Origin of the sequence: Pseudooceanicola pacificus (assembly GCF_009789075.1) — a bacterium.
GTDB lineage: Bacteria > Pseudomonadota > Alphaproteobacteria > Rhodobacterales > Rhodobacteraceae > Pseudooceanicola > Pseudooceanicola pacificus.
Genome location: NZ_WNXQ01000002.1, coordinates 391,059 through 405,807, shown reverse-complemented (window position 1 = coordinate 405,807; position 14,749 = coordinate 391,059). Strand labels below are relative to the sequence as shown.

General features: G+C 67.6%; 12 protein-coding genes. 6 read left to right on the top strand and 6 right to left on the bottom strand.

Translation table 11 applies throughout. From position 1 onward, the window contains the following. Nucleotides 1-262 precede the first annotated feature (262 nt). Entirely contained in the window at nt 263-1,639 is a 1,377-nt protein-coding gene (locus GLS40_RS04930; protein WP_160381622.1) for a class II 3-deoxy-7-phosphoheptulonate synthase, read from the bottom strand. A 162-nt stretch (nt 1,640-1,801) separates the two neighbouring features. On the opposite strand from GLS40_RS04930, the gene GLS40_RS04925 reads away from it, so the two are divergent. Next, nucleotides 1,802-2,821 (top strand): GlxA family transcriptional regulator, encoded by a 1,020-nt coding sequence (locus GLS40_RS04925; protein WP_160381621.1) that lies wholly within the window; start codon nt 1,802-1,804, stop codon nt 2,819-2,821. 155 nt (nt 2,822-2,976) lie between these two features. Here GLS40_RS04925 and GLS40_RS04920 read toward each other — a convergent pair whose 3' ends face one another. Both GLS40_RS04920 and GLS40_RS04915 read right to left on the bottom strand, forming a co-directional pair. Next, the gene (locus GLS40_RS04920; RefSeq protein WP_160381620.1) at nt 2,977-3,444 is read right to left on the bottom strand and encodes a DNA polymerase III subunit chi; all 468 of its coding nucleotides are present in this window, start codon (nt 3,442-3,444) and stop codon (nt 2,977-2,979) included. A 4-nt stretch (nt 3,445-3,448) separates the two neighbouring features. Next, entirely contained in the window at nt 3,449-4,921 is a 1,473-nt protein-coding gene (locus GLS40_RS04915) for a leucyl aminopeptidase (protein WP_160381619.1), read from the bottom strand. A gap of 155 nt (nt 4,922-5,076) precedes the next feature. On the opposite strand from GLS40_RS04915, the gene lptF reads away from it, so the two are divergent. The 5 genes from lptF to rsmA are packed head-to-tail and all read left to right on the top strand — an operon-like array spanning nt 5,077 to nt 11,688. Continuing rightward, nucleotides 5,077-6,240 carry an LPS export ABC transporter permease LptF gene (lptF, locus tag GLS40_RS04910; protein ID WP_160381618.1) on the top strand — a complete coding sequence of 388 codons (1,164 nt, stop codon included), beginning with the start codon at nt 5,077-5,079 and terminating at the stop codon, nt 6,238-6,240. Continuing rightward, nucleotides 6,237-7,334, top strand: a complete 1,098-nt coding sequence (gene lptG / locus GLS40_RS04905; protein WP_160381617.1) for an LPS export ABC transporter permease LptG — start codon at nt 6,237-6,239, stop codon at nt 7,332-7,334. The genes lptF and lptG overlap by 4 nt, the downstream gene beginning before the upstream one ends. Further along, nucleotides 7,331-9,538, top strand: a complete 2,208-nt coding sequence (locus tag GLS40_RS04900) for an LPS-assembly protein LptD (protein ID WP_160381616.1) — start codon at nt 7,331-7,333, stop codon at nt 9,536-9,538. Before lptG ends, GLS40_RS04900 begins: the two co-directional genes overlap by 4 nt. A 29-nt stretch (nt 9,539-9,567) precedes the next feature. Continuing rightward, entirely contained in the window at nt 9,568-10,809 is a 1,242-nt protein-coding gene (locus GLS40_RS04895) for a peptidylprolyl isomerase (protein ID WP_160381615.1), read from the top strand. Nucleotides 10,810-10,845: 36 nt separating this feature from the next. Then, on the top strand, nt 10,846-11,688 hold the full coding sequence (rsmA, locus tag GLS40_RS04890; RefSeq protein WP_160381614.1) for a 16S rRNA (adenine(1518)-N(6)/adenine(1519)-N(6))-dimethyltransferase RsmA: 843 nt from the start codon (nt 10,846-10,848) through the stop codon (nt 11,686-11,688). A gap of 193 nt (nt 11,689-11,881) precedes the next feature. Here the strand turns inward: rsmA and GLS40_RS04885 are convergent, their stop codons facing one another. The 3 genes from GLS40_RS04885 to prfA all read right to left on the bottom strand — a co-directional run bounded on the left by GLS40_RS04885 (nt 11,882) and on the right by prfA (nt 14,689). Then, on the bottom strand, nt 11,882-12,556 hold the full coding sequence (locus GLS40_RS04885; protein WP_160381613.1) for a DUF4167 domain-containing protein: 675 nt from the start codon (nt 12,554-12,556) through the stop codon (nt 11,882-11,884). Between the two features lie 238 nt (nt 12,557-12,794). After that, a complete protein-coding gene (gene prmC / locus GLS40_RS04880) occupies nt 12,795-13,643 on the bottom strand; it encodes a peptide chain release factor N(5)-glutamine methyltransferase (RefSeq protein WP_160381612.1) in 849 nt (282 codons plus the stop codon). After that, nucleotides 13,640-14,689: a peptide chain release factor 1 gene (gene prfA, locus GLS40_RS04875; protein ID WP_160381611.1), complete on the bottom strand. Its 1,050-nt coding sequence runs from the start codon at nt 14,687-14,689 to the stop codon at nt 13,640-13,642. The genes prmC and prfA overlap by 4 nt, the downstream gene beginning before the upstream one ends. Nucleotides 14,690-14,749 lie beyond the last annotated feature (60 nt).

Sequence of the window (14,749 nt, the reverse complement as noted above, 5' to 3'; positions counted from 1 at the left end):
GATTCCCCGGCACGGGAGCTGCCGGGCAGAAGGCGAACCAGCGGCGCGGCCATCCGTTCCCCCGGTCCACGGGACCGCCGGGCCACCGGCGGCGGACCGCGGAAAACCGGGATCGGGGGTGGCGGAAAGGCGCGGGCGCAGAACACGAAAGCGAGATCCCCGCTAAAGGGCCCGCCCGTACGCAAGCAAAACGGGCGGCGGGATGGCCCGCCGCCCGGTGAGGCGCCGGCGCAGGGCCGGCGCGCATGACGTTGCGCTGTGCTCAGATCACCGCGGCGGGTTTCACCTGGCCCAGGCGGCGCATCTCGGTCAGTTCCTCGGCCACCAGGAAGGCCAGTTCCAGCGACTGCGACGCGTTCAGGCGCGGGTCGCAGGCGGTGTGATACCGATCCGACAGGTCCTCATAGCTGACAGCCATGACGCCGCCGACACATTCGGTCACGTCCAGGCCGGTCATCTCGAAATGCACCCCGCCGGGGACCGTGCCCTCGGCCCGGTGGATGGCAAAGAACTCCTGCACCTCGCGCAGCACGCTGTCGAAGGGGCGGGTCTTGTAGCCCGAATTCGACTTGATCGTGTTGCCATGCATCGGGTCGCAGACCCAGGTGACCTTGGCGCCCTCCTGTTCGACCGCGCGGATCAGGCGCGGCAGGTGCTCGCCGACCTTGCCGGCGCCGAACCGGGCGATCAGCGTCAGGCGCCCGGCCTCGTTGCGCGGGTTCAGCTTGGCCATCAGCTTCTTGAGATCCGACACCTCCATCGAGGGGCCGCATTTCAGGCCGATCGGGTTCTGCACGCCCGAACAGAATTCCACATGCGCGCCGTCCGGCTGCCGCGTGCGGTCGCCGATCCAGATCATGTGACCCGACCCCGCCAGCCACTGGCCGGTGGTCGAATCGACGCGGGTCAGCGCCTCTTCGTATTCCAGCAGCAGCGCCTCGTGCGAGGTGTAGAAATCCACCTGCCGCAGCGTGTGCTGCCGCTCGGCGCTGACACCGGCCGCGCGGATGAAATCCAGCGCGTCGGTGATGCGATTCGCCATGTCGCGGAAGCGTTCGGCCTCGTCACTTTCGGTGAAGCCGAGGATCCAGCGATGGACCTCGTTCACATCCGCATAGCCCCCGGTCGAAAAGGCCCGCAGCAGGTTCAGCGTGGCGGCGGACTGGGTATAGGCCTGCAACATCCGCGAGGGATCGGGGATCCGCGCCTCGGGCGTGAAGCCCAGGTCGTTGACGATATCGCCGCGATAGCTGGGCAGTTCCACGCCGTCGATCACCTCGGTCGGGGCGGACCGGGGCTTGGCGAACTGGCCCGCCATGCGGCCGACCTTGATCACCGGGACCTTGGCGCCGAAGGTCAGCACCATCGCCATCTGGAGCATCACCTTGAAGGTGTCGCGGATCGCATCCGCGCTGAACTGGTCGAAGCTCTCGGCGCAGTCGCCGCCCTGCAGCAGAAAGGCCTCGCCACGGGACGCCTGCCCCAGGGCTGCCTTGAGCCGCCGCGCTTCGCCCGCAAAGACGAGCGGCGGGTATTTCGAGAGTTTCGCCTCGACCTCCGCCAGGGCGGCGGCGTCGGTATAGTCCGGCATCTGGATCCGCGGTTTCGCGCGCCAGCCGGATTTCTGCCAATTGCCCATCGTCTCCTACTCCACTCGCTGGGTGTGAGGCGTGCCTTATACAAATCGTCCGCCGATATGGCCACAGGAGAAATGCGACACTTGACGGCGCTAACGGCTTCTGTCCTGTTGCTTCAAACCCCTTGGAAACATGGCCGCCAGACCCCTATCGCACGGTTCCTCATGCCCAGTACCAGAACGACCGACCGCAAAAGCCCCCTCGCCGCCCCGGCCGCGGCGCCCAAAACCCGACGTTTCGTCTTTGTCCTGCTGAACAATTTCTCGCTGCTGTCCTTTGCCTCGGCGATGGAATGCCTGCGCATCGCGAACCGGATGTCGGGCCTGCCGCTCTATGAATGGACCCTGACCAGCGAGGATGGCGAGATGGTCTCGTGCTCGGCCGGGACGACCTTTGCCGTGGACGGCCCGCTGGGCGAGCTGTCGCGCGAGGATACCGTGCTGCTCTGCGCGGGCATCGCGGTGCAGGACGAAACCTCGCGCAGATTGCTGAACTGGGTGCGGCGCGAGGCGCGCAAGGGGCTGACGGTCGGCGGGCTCTGCACTGCCGCCTATGTGCTGGCCAAGGCCGGGCTGCTGGATGGCAAGCGCGCGACGATCCACTGGGAAAACCAGGACAGCTTTTCGGAGGAATTCGAGGAGGTGAACCTGACCAAGTCGGTCTTCGTGGTCGACGGCCCGCGCCTGACCACCGCCGGGGGAACCTCCTCCATCGACCTGATGCTGAAGCTGATCGCGGATCACAACGGCGAGGATCTGGCGAATCTGGTGGCGGATCAGCTGATCTATTCCTCGATCCGCACCGACCAGGACACGCAGCGGCTGTCGGTGCCGACCCGCATCGGCGTGCGCCATCCCAAGCTGAGCCAGGTGATCCACAAGATGGAAAGCCATATCGAGGAGCCGATCAGCCCCTCGATCCTGGCCAAGGACGTGGGCATGTCGACCCGGCAGCTGGAACGGCTGTTCCGGCGCTACCTGAACCGGTCGCCCAAGCGGTATTACATGGAACTGCGGCTGCAGAAGGCGCGCAACCTGCTGATGCAGACCGACATGTCGGTGATCAACGTGGCGCTGGCCTGCGGGTTTGCCTCGCCCTCGCATTTCTCGAAATGTTACCGGGCGCATTACGAGACGACGCCCTATCGCGAGCGCGGGAGCCACGCGGCGCGGTTGTCGATCTGATCTCGCGGCGCTGAGGGGTGGCCGGGCGCGGGGCGCGCCCCGGCCGGGGAAAGGGGGGCTGTCCGCCCCCCTCTTGCGCCTGCGGCGCAATTCACCCCCCGAGGATATTTCCGGCCAGAGGAAGCAGGCGGGGTGCGCCTGGCGGGGCCGGGGTGTCAGGATTGCGGGCGTTCGGATTTCTTTTGCCAGCTGCCGGACTCGTCGGACCAGTATTGCGCGGCGCAGCCGGCGGCTGTCAGGTCGCGCCATTGGGCGCGGGCGCGTTCGAGCGCGGTGGCATCGCCGCCGTCGAAGAGGATGCAGCAGCGTTCGAGGCTGCGGACCTCGTCGGGGGTGATCTCGGCGCCGTCCACGCTCATCACGCAGGCGGCGGCGTTGGGACGGTCGGGGGTTGTGGTCAGCAGCACGGGCTGCAGCGCGTCATGGGGACCGCCGGCGAGGCCATGCGGCAGGAAGCCCTGGTCGTCGCCCAGCCAGAGCTTCTGGTCCAGCCAGTCCATCCGCCGGTCCTGGCGGCCGCGCAGGGCGACGCGCCAGCCGCGGGCCAGCGACAGCTCCAGCAGGCGCGGCAGGGCCTGTTCCAGCGGCTGCCGCGTCAGGTGGTAGAAATAGGCAGCGCCCACGGGATCAGCCCTTTTCGAACCCGTCGCGCACCAGCCGGTCGAGCGCCAGAACGCCCCAGCCCGTCGCGCCCTTGGGCGCCAGCATCGAGTCGGATTTCAGCGAGGCGACCCCGGCGATGTCGAGATGGATCCAGGGCACCTCGTCCTTGACGAACCGGCGCAGGAACTGCGCGGCGGTAATCGAGCCGCCGGGCCGGCCGCCGACGTTCTTCATGTCGGCGATGCGGCTTTTCAGCTGATCGTCATAGGCCTGACCCATCGGCAGGCGCCAGGCGCCTTCGCATTCCGATTCGGCCGCCTTGAGGAAGGCATTGCAGAAGGCATCGTTGTTCGAGAAGGCGCCGGCATTTTCATGCCCGAGCGCGATGATCATCGCGCCGGTCAGGGTGGCGAGGTCGACGATGCCCGCGGGCGCGAACCGCTCCTGCGTGTACCAGAGCACATCGGCCAGGACGAGCCGCCCCTCGGCATCGGTGTTGATCACCTCGATCGTGTCGCCCTTCATCGACCTGACCACATCGCCGGGGCGGGTGGCGCGGTCCGAGGGCATGTTCTCGACCAGGCCGACAAGACCGACGACATTGGCGGGCGCCTTGCGCAGGGCCAGGCCCTTCATCACGCCCGAGACGACGCCGGCGCCGCCCATGTCCATGGTCATATCCTCCATCCCGGCGGCGGGTTTCAGGGAAATGCCCCCGGTGTCGAAGACCACGCCCTTGCCGACCAGCGCCAGCGGGGCCTCGCCTTCGGCCCCGCCCTTCCACTGCATCACCACGACCTTGGAGGGGCTGGCGGAACCGAGGCCCACGCAGAGGAGCGAGCCCATGCCGAGCTCTTCCAGCCGGTCCTCTTCCAGCACCTCGACCTCGACCCCCAGATCGGCCAGGGCAGAGAGGCGGTTGGCGAATTCGGTGGTGGTCAGCACGTTGGCGGGTTCGTTCACCAGGTCGCGGGTGAAGAAGACGCCCTGCGCCACGGCCAGCAGGGGGGCGGCTTCGGCCTCGGCGTCCTCGAACTTCGTCGCCATCACGGTGACGGCGCCGCGCGGGTCGGCCTTCTTGGTCCGTTGCGCGTCGAAATCATAGCCGCGCAGGGCGCAGCCCAGGGCGATGTCGGCGACGCGGCGGGTGTTGCCGGCCAGCAGCAGCCCGCCCGCGGTCCCCAGCACCTTGGCGAAGGTGGCACCGGCGCGGCGCGCCTCGGCCACCGAGGGGCCGCGCGGCAGGGCGATCACCTGGACCGCGTCGGCCTTCATCCCCACGGGACAGGCCAGCGTCATCCCCTCGCCCGGCTTCTTGGCGCCAAAGGCCGCACCCTGCACCAGCCGTTCCAGCGCACCGCGGGTCAGCTTGTTCACCCGCCGTCCCGCCGGATCGAGCTTGCCGCCCGCCTCGACGAGGACGGCGACAATGCCCTGGGCCTCGGCGATGGCGTCGAGGTCGGTGGCCTGGAATGAGATGGAAACCGGGTCGGTCACTGGCGTGCTCCGTACTTGCTGAAGAGGTCGGCGGAACGCTACCGCCGGGTCATGGCTTTGACCAGATAGGAGTTTTCCACCGGTTTCAATTCCTGTAACACTGGCGCGAAACGCGGTCCCGGGGCAGACCGGGACTGCAGCAGGGGGACGACTTCTTGGCACGCTTCGACAGGTACCTGCTGTCGCAACTCATGGTGCTGTTCGGATTCTTCGCCCTCGTGCTGGTCCTCGTCTTCTGGATCAACGGCGCGGTGCGCATTTTCGACCGGCTCATCGGCGACGGCCAGTCGGCGATGCTGTTCCTTGAATTCTCGGCCCTGACCCTGCCCAATGTGATCCGCACCATCCTGCCGATCGCCAGTTTTGCCGCGGCCGTCTATGTCACCAACCGGCTGAGCAGCGAAAGCGAGCTGGTGGTGATGCAGGCCACGGGCTTTTCGCCCTGGCGGCTGGCGCGGCCGGTGCTGGTCTTTGGCCTGCTGGTCGGGCTGATGATGTCGGTGATGACGCATCTGCTGGTGCCGGTGTCGCTGGCGCAGCTCAAGCAGCGCGAACAGGCGGTGGCCGAGAATGTCACCGCGCAGCTGCTGGTCGAGGGGACCTTTACCCATCCGTCCAGCGGCGTGACCTTCTACATCCGCCAGATCGACACTGACGGGACGCTGAACGACGTCTTCCTGTCGGACCGCTCGAACCCGCTGAAACCGCAGACCTTCACCGCCGACAAGGCCTATCTGGTGAACGGCGCGGATGAAGAGGCCGGCGAGCCCCCGGATCCCAAGCTGGTGATGATCGACGGGTTGTCGCAAAGCTATCAGGTCGAAACGCAGCACCTTTTCACCACGCATTTCAATGACTTCGCCTATGATCTTAGCGCGATGCTGGGCAGCGGCTCGCCGCCCGGGCCGGATGTGCGGGCCATGCCCAGCTGGATGCTGATGGCCCAGCCGGGCGAGGTGGAGCGGATTTCCGGCCAGTCCGCCGGGCGCATCGCCGACGAGCTGCATGGCCGGTTCCAGCAGGCGCTGATGTGCGCGGTCTCGGCGCTGATCGGGTTCTCGACCCTGCTGGTGGGCGGGTTCAGCCGCTTCGGGGTCTGGCGGCAGGTCGTGGCCGCCGTGCTGCTGCTGGTGCTGCTCAAGATCGTGGAAAGCGTGATCGTCGACCCGGTGCGCGACGATGCCCGGCTCTGGCCGCTGATCTATCTGCCGATTGTCCTGGGGCTGGGGATCTCGATGGCGCAGCTGGCCTGGAGCGGCCGCGCCCGGCGGGTCGCCCCGCCCGGCGGCGAGACCGGGGCCGAGGTGACGCCGACATGATCCTGCACCTCTATTTCGCCCGCAAGTTCCTGCGGATCTTTGCCGCGATCACCTTGCTGTTCTTCCTGCTGCTGTCGCTGATCGACCTGGTCGATCAGCTGCGCCGCTATACCGACAGCGACGTCAGCTTTGGCCAGATCGTCGTGCTGGTGCTGCTGAACGTGCAGGACGGGCTGTACACCTTCATGCCGCTGGTGATGATCCTGGCCACCGCCACGCTGTTTCTGGGCCTGTCGCGCACCTCCGAACTGGTGGTGACCCGCGCGGCCGGGCGCTCGGCCCTGCGCAGCCTCGTGGCGCCGGCCTTTGTCGCGCTGATCATCGGCACGCTGGCGCTGGCGATCTACAACCCCATCGTGGCGGCCACCACCAAGCGCTATTCCGAACTGTCGGAAAGCTATCGCACCGGGGGCGGTTCGATCCTGTCGATCAGCGCCGAGGGGCTCTGGCTGCGCCAGGGCGGCAGCGAGGGGCAGACGGTGATCCGCGCCGCGCGCTCGAACGCCGAGGCGACGACGCTTTATGACCTGACGCTGCTGACCTATGCCCCCGGCGCCGGACCGGTGCGGCGGATCGAGGCGCGCAGCGCCGCCATCGCCAACGGCGCGTGGCAGCTGAAGGACGCCAAGGTCTGGCCCCTGGGCCGCAATGTGAACGCCGAGGCGGAATCGAAACGCTTCGAATTCTACGAGGTGCCGTCCGATCTGACCGAAAGCCGGATCCGCGACACCTTCGGCAAGCCCTCGGCGATTTCCTTCTGGGACCTGCCGGATTACATCCAACAGCTTGAAGCCGCGGGCTTTTCCGCCCGCCGCCACGCGGTCTGGTACCAGATGGAACTGTCCAAGCCGCTGTTCATGGTGGCCATGGTGCTGATCTCGGCCGCCTTCACCATGCGCCATGTGCGGTTCGGACGGACCGGCGTGGCGGTGCTGACGGCGATCTTGCTGGGATTTGCCCTTTACTACATCAGGAACTTCGCGCAAATCCTTGGTCAGAATGGGCAAATCCCCATCATGCTGGCCGCCTGGGCACCGCCCGCCGCGTCCATCCTGCTGGCCCTTGGCCTGTTGCTGCACATGGAGGACGGATGACACGTACCGCCCCCGCAAGACGCCCGCGCACCAGGCTGGGCGCCCTGCCCCTGGCGCTTGCCCTGGGCCTTGGCACCCTGCCCGCGCCGGTCGTCGCGCAGAACGCGCCCGAAGCGGGGGCCGAGGCCTCGGGGCCTGCGCTGCTGGTGGCCGACAAGGTCTTCCTCGACGGGCAGGACACCGTGATCGCCGAGGGCAATGTCGAGGCGCTGCAGGACGGCGTGCGGCTGCGCGCGGCGCGCATCGTCTATGACCGGGCCGCGGGCAAGCTGAGCGTCGAAGGCCCGATCACCATCAGCCAGAACGGGCGCGAGGCGGTTCTGATCGCCGACGCGGCCGAGCTGGACGCCGACCTGCGCAACGGCATCGTCACCGGGGCGCAGCTGGTGCTGAACCAGCAGCTTCAGGTGTCGGCCTATCAGCTGAACCGGATCGACGGGGCCTATTCGCAGGCCTACAAGGCGACCATCAGCTCGTGCCATGTCTGCGACGGGCGCGCGCCGCTGTGGCAGATCCGGGCCAAGCGCGTGCTGCACGACCAGGAAAAGAAACGCGTCTATATCTACAATTCCCGGTTCGAAGTCTTTGGTTTCCCTGTCTTCTGGCTGCCCTGGCTGCGGGTGCCGGACCCGACCGTGGACCGCGCGACCGGCTTTCTGATCCCCTCGATCAACCAGAACACCCAGCTCGATACCGGGGTGAAGCTGCCCTATTTCATCACCCTGGGCGATCACCGCGACATCACTCTGACGCCCTATCTCTCGGCCGAGACGACGACGCTGGAATACCGCTACCGGCAGGCCTTCCGCACCGGCAACATGGAGGTGAAGGGCGCCTTTTCCAAAGACAGCCTGATGCAGGACGAGACCCGCGCCTATGTCTTTGCCGACGGCAGCTTCGCTTTGCCCCGCAACTATGTGTTTTCCTTCGATATCGAGGCGGTGTCGGATGACGCCTATCTGACCCAGTACGGCTATTCCTCGAAGGACCGGCTGGACAGCGACGTCAAGATCGCCCGCGCGTCGAGCAACCAGTACAGCGCGATTCGCCTGTCGCATTACCACTCCCTCAGGGTCGACGAGGACAACGCCACCATCGCCTCGATCACCGGGGACGCGGATTTCGAGCAGCGCCATTTCCCCGCGCGGCTGGGGGGCGAAATCCGGCTGGGCGTCGATGCCCACCACCATTTCCGCTATTCCAAGTTGGACACCGACAGCAACGACGCCGACAGCATCGTGGACGGCCGCGACGTGACCCGGCTGACGGTGGATGCCGCCTGGCTGCGCAACTGGACCCTGCCGGAGGGCCTGCGCGTCGGGCTGGAAACCGGCGTGGCGATCGACAGCTTCCACACGGCGCAGGATGCCGGTCTGCCCGCATCGCAGACCGGGGTGGCGCCCCGGGTGGGCGTGACCCTGCGCTGGCCGTTTTCCAAGACCACAGCCACCGGCGCGGTGCATGTAATCGAACCGGTGGCGCAGTTCGGCTGGGTCGGCGGCAGTCCGCTGGACGTGGCCAATGACGAAAGCACCCTGGTCGAATTCGACGAAGCCAACCTGCTGTCCCTGTCGCGATTCCCCGCCGTCGACCGGCGCGAGCGCGGGCCCTCTGCCGCACTGGGGCTGACCTGGTCGCGGGTGACGCCGGCGGGCTGGACCAGCTCGCTGACCTTCGGCAAGGTCATGCGCCACGAGGCGGATCCGAATTTCACCACCTCGTCGGGCCTGTCAGGCACCACTTCGGATCTGCTGGTCGCCGGCCAGTTCCGCGCGCCCAACGGCCTGTCGCTCACCGCGCGCGGGGTCTTCTTCGAGGAAGGCCAGGTCAACAAGGCCGAGGCCCGCGCCGCCTATATCAAGCCCCGCTTCGCCTTTGGCGGCAGCTATATCTGGCAGGGCGTCGACCTGTCCGAGGGGCGCAGCTCGCTGGTCTCGGAATGGTCCATCGACAGCGCCTTCAAGGTCTCGCGCAACATTGTGGGATCGGCCAACTGGCGTTACGACGTGGCCAACGACAGGTCGGCCTATGCCGGGGCCGGGCTGACTTACACCAACGAATGCCTCCAGGTGCAGCTTTCGGTCTCGCATCGGTTTACCTCTTCCACTATCGTCGAGCCGTCGACCGACTTTGCCTTCACGGTCATCCTGCGCGGGCTGAACATGGAGACCGGGGGCGAAACCTATAACCGGTCCTGCAAATAGGACCTCAGACCAGAAGACGTCGAGCACACATGACCCGTTTCCCTGCCGCCAAGCTCTGTCTTGCCGTTCTCATGACCCTCGCAACCCTGCTGCCGATGGCCTCTCCGGCGGCCGCCCAGGGGCTGTTCGCGCCCGTGGCCAAGGTCAACGACCGGGTTGTCACGCGCTATGAACTGGACCAGCGCGCCACCATGCTCAGGCTGCTGCGCACCCCCGGCAATGTCGAAAAGCTGGCGCTGGAACAGCTGATCGACGACCGGCTGAAGCTGGACGCCGCCGCGCAGTTCAAGATCACCGCGTCTGACGAGGATGTCCGCGCGGGGATGGAGGAATTCGCCCAGCGGGCCAATCTGGATGCCGACCAGTTCATCGCCGCGCTTGGCCAGAACGGCGTGTCCGAACAGACCTTCCGCGACTTTGTCCGCCCCGGCCTGATGTGGCGCGAACTGGTGCGCGGGCGGTTCGGCGCGCGTGTGAACATCTCGGACGACGAAATCGACAAGGCCATCGCCAACAGTGGCGGCACCGGCGCCTCCAGCCTGCGCGTGCTGCTGTCGGAAATCTTCATTCCCGCGCCCCAGGGCCAGGAAGCCCAGGCACAGGCGCTGGCGGACGAGCTGTCCCAGATCACCAGCTTCGACGGTTTTGCCCGCGCGGCTCGCGAATATTCCGCCGCGCCCACCGGGGCCGCCGGCGGGCGCATCAACTGGATGCAGGTGTCGAACCTGCCGCCGGCCCTGCGCCCGGTGATCCTTGGCCTGAAACCGGGCGAGGTGACGCCGCCGCTGCCGGTGCAGGGTGCCATCGCCCTGTTCCAGCTGCGCGCCATCGAGGAAGGGCCCTATTCCGCCCCCGACGTGACCGAGATCGAATATGCCGCCTATTACATCGCCGGGGGCCGCAGCCCCGAGGCGCTGGCCCGGGCGGCCAAGGTCAGGGCGCAGGTCGACACCTGCAACGACCTGTACGGCATCGCCAAGGGTCAGCCCGAAAGCGTGCTGGAGCGTGGCAGCAAGAAGCCCGGCGAGATCCCGCAGGACATCGCCATCGAACTGGCCAAGCTGGATGCCAACGAGGTTTCGACGGCGCTCACCCGGTCGAACGGTCAGACGCTGGTCTTCCTGATGCTGTGCAACCGCAAGACCGCCTCGTCGGCCGGGGATCAGAACCGGCGCGACGTGCTGACCCGGCTGCAGAACGAACGCATCGGCCGCTATGCAGAAACCTACCTGTCGCAGCTGCGCTCGGAAGCGCAGATCGAGATCTATTGAGCCCGCGCCCTTCAGGCCGGTCCCGGGGCTGATGCCGTGTCGGCGATAGACGGGTTGCCCCCGCTGCGCCAGGTCATCGCGACGCATGGCCTGTCGGCGCGCAAGTCGCTGGGCCAGAACTTCCTGCTGGACCTGAACCTGACCGCCAAGATCGCCCGCCATGCGGGCGATCTGAGCGCCTCGGACGTGCTGGAGATCGGGCCCGGGCCCGGCGGGTTGACCCGTGGCCTGCTGGCCGAGGGCGCGCGCCGGGTACTGGCGATCGAAAAGGATGCCCGCTGCCTGCCTGCCCTGGCCGAAATCGCCGAGGCCTATCCCGGCCGGCTGGAGGTGATCGAGGGCGACGCGCTCAAGATCGACCCGCTGGCCCATCTGACGCCGCCGATCCGTATCGCGGCCAACCTGCCTTACAATGTCGGGACCGAGCTGCTGGTGCGCTGGCTCACCCCGCCGGAATGGCCGCCGTTCTGGGAGAGCCTGACGCTGATGTTTCAGCGCGAGGTGGCCGAACGCATCACCGCCACGCCCGGCTCCAAGGCCTACGGCCGTCTGGCGCTGCTCGCCGCGTGGCGGGCCGAGGCGCGGATCGTGCTGTCCCTCCCGCCCGAAGCCTTTACCCCGCCGCCCAAGGTCTCCTCGGCCGTCGTGCATCTGACGGCCCTGCCCGAGCCGCGCTATCCGGCGGACCCCAAGGTGCTGGAACGTGTGGTCGCCGCCGCCTTCAACCAGCGGCGCAAGATGCTGCGCGCGGCGCTGAAGGGCCTGGCACCGGATATCGAGGACCGGCTGATCGCCGCCGGAATCGCCCCGACCGAACGGGCCGAACAGGTGCCGCTGGAGGCATTCTGCGCCCTCGCCCGGGCGGTCGCCGCGGGCTGAACCGCGCGCGCTGACAGGCTGCCCTGTGCCCCTCGCCGTCAACGCCGGGGCGTTCACCCGGCCGGATGACCCCTGGGGCGGGCCGCGATTCGGGAAAGGTTTCTTGCTCCGCTCACCGCCTGCCGGGATGGCGCAAAACGAAAAGGCCGGTCGCGGGACCGGCCTTGTTCATAAGGTCAGATATGTCGCCCGATCACTCGGCCGCGGCCTGCTCTCCCGAGGTGCCGCCATCGGAGGGCTTGTCGCCGCCCTCTGCCTTGTCGTCCGTCTTCTTGGCGCGGGGCTTGCGGTTGTAGGTCCGCTTGGGCTTGGGCGCCTTGTTCTCGGGCGTCTCGACCAGGCCGCTGTCCTCGCCGCTGTCGGTATCCTCGACCACACCAAGCGCATCGCTGGCGGGCTGGGCCGGTTTCGGCTGGGGTTTCGGCTTGGGCGTGTCGCGGGTTTCGGCCACCGGCTCGGGTTTGGGGCGCGGTTCGGGCTGCTGCTGCGCCGAGGTGTCGGGCTGCGATGGCTCGCCCTGGCCGTCGTTGCCGTCGCGATCCTGCCGCTGCGTGCGCTCGCGGTCCCGTTCGGCCTGGCGCTGGCGGTTCTCGTTTTCCTGCTGCTCGCGCCGCTGGTCCTGCTCCTTCTGGGCCTCGCCCAGCATGCGCAGGTAGTGTTCGGCGTGCTGCTGAAAGTTCTCGGCCGCCACGCGGTCGTTGGACAGCTGCGCATCGCGTGCCAGCTGATTGTATTTCTCGATGATCTGTTGCGGGGTTCCGCGCACCTTGCCTTCGGGGCCCGAACTGTCGAAGACCCGGTTGACGATGTTGCCGACGGAACGGTTGCGGTTGTTCTTAGACCGCGAACGTGATTTCGAAGATCTCATATGTCCTGTAGTCCAGCCTTGGTTTGTCTGGCTGCCGCTTCACCCGTGCTCTGCGCTATTGCGCGCCTTGCCTCGTAATCGGTTAGCGACGTTGTCTGGCTTGGTGTCACGCGGGACAGCCCGGTTGGGGCATCCGCAGCCGTGACGACTTACGAGTAACCATCTTGCGGCGTGTATGACAAGGGAAAAGTACGGAAAATTTCCCAAAGCGCGGTGATTGGTCACCCCTGGGCCACCTTCAGCCCGTTTCGGAACGCCGCGCGGCGATGCAACGGTCCCTTCCTTCCATATCGGGATGAACCGCGATGGCTTCAAGTCCGGCCCCTTGGAACAGGGCGGCGACGGCAGGCCCCTGCCGCCACCCGATCTCGACCAGCAGACGCCCGCCGGGCTGCAGATGCGCCGCCGCCTGCGCCGCGATCACGCGGTAGGGGTCCAGCCCGTCGCCGCCCGGGGTCAGGGCCTGGCGGGGATCGTGCAGCGCCACCTCGGGGTCGAGCCCGGCCATCTCGGCCTCGCTCACATAGGGCGGGTTCGAGACGATCATGTCGAACCGCCCCGCCACCGCGGCGAACCAGTCGGAGTGCAGGAAACTCACCCGGTCGCCCAGTCCAAGCGCATCGGCATTGCCCTGCGCCACGGCCAGCGCGGCGGGCGAGACATCGGTGGCCAGCGCCGTCGCCCCGGGCCATTCGGCCAGCAGGGTCAGGGCAAGGATGCCGCTGCCGGTGCCGAGGTCCAGCACGCGCCGGGCCGTGCCGCCCTCCAGCGCGGCGGCGATCACGGTTTCGGTGTCGGGCCTGGGGTCCAGCACGTCCGGGGTCACGGCAAAGCGGCGGCCCCAGAACAGCCGGTGGCCCAGGATGCGCGTCACCGGCTCACGCGCGATGCGGCGCGCCAGGGAAAGGTCCAGAGCGGCCTGCATCTGCGCTGTCCAGGGCGATCCCGCCTCGATCGTCAGGCGGTCGGGCGGCAGCCCGGCGGCGGCGGCCACCAGTGCGCGGGCGTCGCGCGGGGCGTCGGGCAGGCCCGCCCCGGCCAGCCGCGCGACGGCGGCGCGCAGGGCGGTGGCGAGGGTGTCGCTCACCCGTCCATCTCGGCCAGCAGGGCGGCCTGGTGTTCCGAGATCAGGGCATCCACGGTCTCGTCCAGGTCGCCCTGCATGATCTGGTCCAGCCGGTAGAGCGTCAGGTTGATCCGGTGATCGGTCATCCGGCCCTGGGGGAAGTTGTAGGTGCGGATCCGTTCGGACCGGTCCCCGCTGCCGACCTGTGCCTTGCGGTCCGCCGCCCGCGCGTCCGAGACGCGCTGCCGTTCCATGTCGAACAGGCGGTTGCGCAGGACCTGCATGGCGATGGCGCGGTTCTGGTGCTGCGATTTCTCGGACGAGGTCACCACGATGCCCGAGGGGATATGGGTGATCCGCACGGCACTGTCCGTGGTGTTCACATGCTGCCCCCCTGCCCCCGAGCTGCGCATCGTGTCGATCCGCAAGTCATTGGGATCAATGCGGATATCGACATCCTCGGCTTCGGGCAGCACGGCGACCGTTGCAGCCGAGGTATGGATCCGCCCGCCGCTTTCCGTTTCGGGCACGCGCTGGACGCGGTGCACGCCGCTTTCGTATTTCAGCCGGGCAAAGACCCCCTCGCCCTGGATATTGGCGACGACCTCCTTGATCCCGCCCAGCTCGGTCTGGCTTTCCTCGATCACGGTGAAGCGCCAGCCGCGCCGCTCGGCGTAGCGCTGGTACATCCGCAGCAGGTCACCGGCAAACAGCGCCGCCTCGTCCCCGCCGGTGCCGGGCCGGATCTCGATCATCGCGGGGCGGGCATCGGCGGCATCGCGGGGCAGCAGCGCCAGCTGCAGCGCATGCTCGGCCTCGGGCAGCCGCGCCTTGAGGCGGGGCAATTCCTCCTCGGCCAGCTCGCGCATCTCGGGATCGCGCAGCATCGACTCGGCCTCGGCCATCTCGTCGCGCAGGGCGCGGTAGGCGGTGATCTGTTCGACCACCGGGCGCAGCTCTGCATATTCGCGCCCAAGCGCCGCGATATCGCCCGAACCCTCGGACATGCGCGCCTCGATATAGCCGAAACGCTGGATGATCTGCTGAAGTCTGTCGTCGGAAATCATGCTGTCCTGTCCCGTATACGGAACGCTTGGTCAAGGGCCTGACGCATGGTAAGCTGGTTG

Coding starts and splice junctions, on each gene's coding strand:
- lptG (WP_160381617.1), top strand. CDS start 6,237: ATGATCCTGCACCTCTATTTCGCCCGCAAGTTCCTGCGGATCTTTGCC.
- GLS40_RS04930 (WP_160381622.1), bottom strand. CDS start 1,639: ATGGGCAATTGGCAGAAATCCGGCTGGCGCGCGAAACCGCGGATCCAG.
- prfA (WP_160381611.1), bottom strand. CDS start 14,689: ATGATTTCCGACGACAGACTTCAGCAGATCATCCAGCGTTTCGGCTAT.
- GLS40_RS04885 (WP_160381613.1), bottom strand. CDS start 12,556: ATGAGATCTTCGAAATCACGTTCGCGGTCTAAGAACAACCGCAACCGT.
- GLS40_RS04925 (WP_160381621.1), top strand. CDS start 1,802: ATGCCCAGTACCAGAACGACCGACCGCAAAAGCCCCCTCGCCGCCCCG.
- GLS40_RS04895 (WP_160381615.1), top strand. CDS start 9,568: ATGACCCGTTTCCCTGCCGCCAAGCTCTGTCTTGCCGTTCTCATGACC.
- GLS40_RS04900 (WP_160381616.1), top strand. CDS start 7,331: ATGACACGTACCGCCCCCGCAAGACGCCCGCGCACCAGGCTGGGCGCC.